Annotated in this window: 3 protein-coding genes; 2 read left to right on the forward strand and 1 reads right to left on the reverse strand. The window is 39.7% G+C overall.

What is annotated here, in order from left to right; translation table 11 throughout:
* Nucleotides 1-64 precede the first annotated feature (64 nt).
* Complete coding sequence (locus LG34_RS15805; protein ID WP_109216929.1) at nt 65-868, reverse strand: histidinol-phosphatase HisJ family protein; 804 nt, start codon at nt 866-868, stop codon at nt 65-67.
* Between the two features lie 443 nt (nt 869-1,311).
* Here LG34_RS15805 and gap point away from each other — a divergent pair, with 443 nt between their 5' ends.
* Together gap and pgk are read left to right on the forward strand one after the other, a co-directional pair.
* Nucleotides 1,312-2,325, forward strand: coding sequence for a type I glyceraldehyde-3-phosphate dehydrogenase (gene gap, locus LG34_RS15810; RefSeq protein ID WP_109216930.1), 1,014 nt, complete (start codon nt 1,312-1,314; stop codon nt 2,323-2,325).
* 114 nt (nt 2,326-2,439) lie between these two features.
* The coding region (pgk, locus tag LG34_RS15815) for a phosphoglycerate kinase (RefSeq protein ID WP_109216931.1) at nt 2,440-2,573 on the forward strand (134 nt) is incomplete at its 3' end.

Genomic DNA, 2,573 nt, shown 5'->3' on the forward strand with positions numbered 1-2,573 from the left:
TTGCATGACGCGCACCTCGCAACAAGAATGCCGGAGCATTCTTGAATAAATTTGACCCGAAAACTTAGCAAATCAGAATAAATTCCGGTTTCCGTTTCGTGAAGACGGTAAAATAATCGAATCCGGCAGCTTTCAGAATTCCCGGTACTTTTTCGAAATCCCAGGCAATCTGATCCGGAGCATGTCCATCTGCACCGACGGTAATGATTTCTCCGCCAAGTTCCCGATAACGGTGCAGGATTTCTTCTGTAGGATTTGGATGACCGAGCCCGTATTTGAAGCCTGCCATGTTCAATTCAATGCCTTTTCCACGGGCAACCAGCTGTCGCAAAATTTCATCGATCACATCTTTGAATTTTTTATAAGTATAGTCTGCATTTTTATTTGGACCGTAACGTACCACATAATCAATGTGTCCGTATACATCAAATTCATCAAATGCAGCAATATTTTCCAGAATTGATTCAAAATATTCCCGGTAAGCAGCAGTCTCCGTGCGGCCTTCATAATAAACAGGATAATACGGATCAATGCCGTGTACAACGTGAGAAGATCCGATTACAAAATCAAAATCCTCTGTCTGTAACAAATCGTGATGTTTTTTTGCCAGATGTGGCTGCAGTCCGAGTTCGATTCCATAGTTGATCGTCAGAACATCGGAAAAGTCTGACTGCAGTTTATGAATTTCTTTGCTGTACTGATCAAAATCAATGATGAATAAATCCGGATCATCCGGGTAATCATAATCAAGGTGATCGGTAATGCAGATTCCGGAGAGATTTTTTGCAACGGCAGCGCGTGCCATGGCAGAAGAATCCGCTTCACTGTCTCCGGAAAAGTGAGTGTGCATATGTGTATCCCAAAGCATGAAAATAGCTCCTTTCAATGACTGTATTTTATATCTTGCATAATACAAAACGCTCTGAATCGCGCAGTTACGCGACTCCTGGGAATATGATAAACACTAAAAAGGTTTTTTGTCAATCCAATACGTGCATTTTGAATAGGAAAAATGGCTAAAAATGTAAAAAAAGAAAAAAGTTTTGTGCATATCTTACAAAAACAAAAAAACAATATAGATATTTGCTATAAAAACAAGTAAATATCCAATTGGTAAGCTTGTACATTTTGCTAAAAAAAGAAGAAAAATGCCATGAGTTGGTGAAAAAATTAACAAACTTAAAATAAGCGCAGGAAAAGTATTGAAAAAATCATAGTTATTCGTTAAAATATAGTCAGATTGGATGAGATATCCAAAATAACTCACCGGCATTGATCCGGATACATTTTAATTCTAGGAGGAATGAAAAAATGGCAGTAAAAGTAGCAATTAATGGATTTGGACGTATTGGACGTCTTGCATTCAGACAGATGTTTGGCGCAGAGGGATATGATATCGTTGCAATCAACGATCTGACAAGCCCGAAAATGCTTGCTTACTTATTAAAATATGACTCTTCTCAGGGTAAATATGCAAAAGCTGAAACAGTTTCTGCAAGCGAAGATTCAATCACAGTAGATGGTAAAGAGATCAAAATCTACAAAGAGCCAGACGCAAATAATTGCCCATGGGGAGAATTAGACGTAGACGTAGTATTAGAGTGTTCCGGATTCTATACATCCAAAGAAAAAGCACAGGCTCATATCAATGCAGGTGCTAAAAAAGTTGTTATTTCCGCTCCGGCAGGAAATGATCTTCCTACAATCGTTTACAATGTAAACCATGATACATTAACAAAAGATGATACAATCATCTCCGCAGCTTCCTGTACAACAAACTGTCTTGCACCTATGACGAAAGCATTAAATGACCTTGTACCGATCAAATCCGGTATCATGTGCACAATCCATGCTTACACAGGTGATCAGATGACACTTGACGGACCGCAGAGAAAAGGCGACTTAAGAAGAAGCCGTGCTGCAGCAGTTAATATTGTTCCGAACAGCACAGGTGCTGCAAAAGCAATTGGTCTGGTTATCCCTGAGTTATCCGGTAAATTAATCGGTGCTGCACAGCGTGTTCCAACCCCAACAGGTTCTACAACAATCTTAAACGCAGTAGTAGAAGGAAACGTAACAGTTGACGAGATCAACGCAGCTATGAAAGCAGCAGCTAACGAGTCCTATGGTTACAATGAAGACCTGATCGTATCTTCTGACATCGTTGGTATGACATATGGTTCTTTATTCGATGCTTCTCAGACAATGGTTCTTCCGTTAGACAACGGTACAACTCAGGTACAGGTTGTTTCCTGGTATGACAATGAGAACAGCTACACAAGCCAGATGGTTCGTACAATCAAATACTTCGCAGAGTTAGCATAATCGGCACTCTATAAAGTATAACAAAGACTCACTGCAGGGTCCGGTCTTTTGGACCGGATCCTGTTTTTGATTTGCACTTGCAAAAATGAAAAACAGGATTAAGGAGACAATATCATGGGATTAAATAAAAAAACAGTAGATGATATTAATGTAAAAGGACTCAGAGTTCTTTGCAGATGCGATTTCAACGTACCGTTAAAAGATGGCAAGATCACAGACGAGAACCGTCTTGTAGCAGCTCTTCCGAC

Source organism: Eubacterium ramulus (genome assembly GCF_003122485.1).
Lineage (GTDB): Bacteria > Bacillota > Clostridia > Lachnospirales > Lachnospiraceae > Eubacterium_I > Eubacterium_I ramulus_A.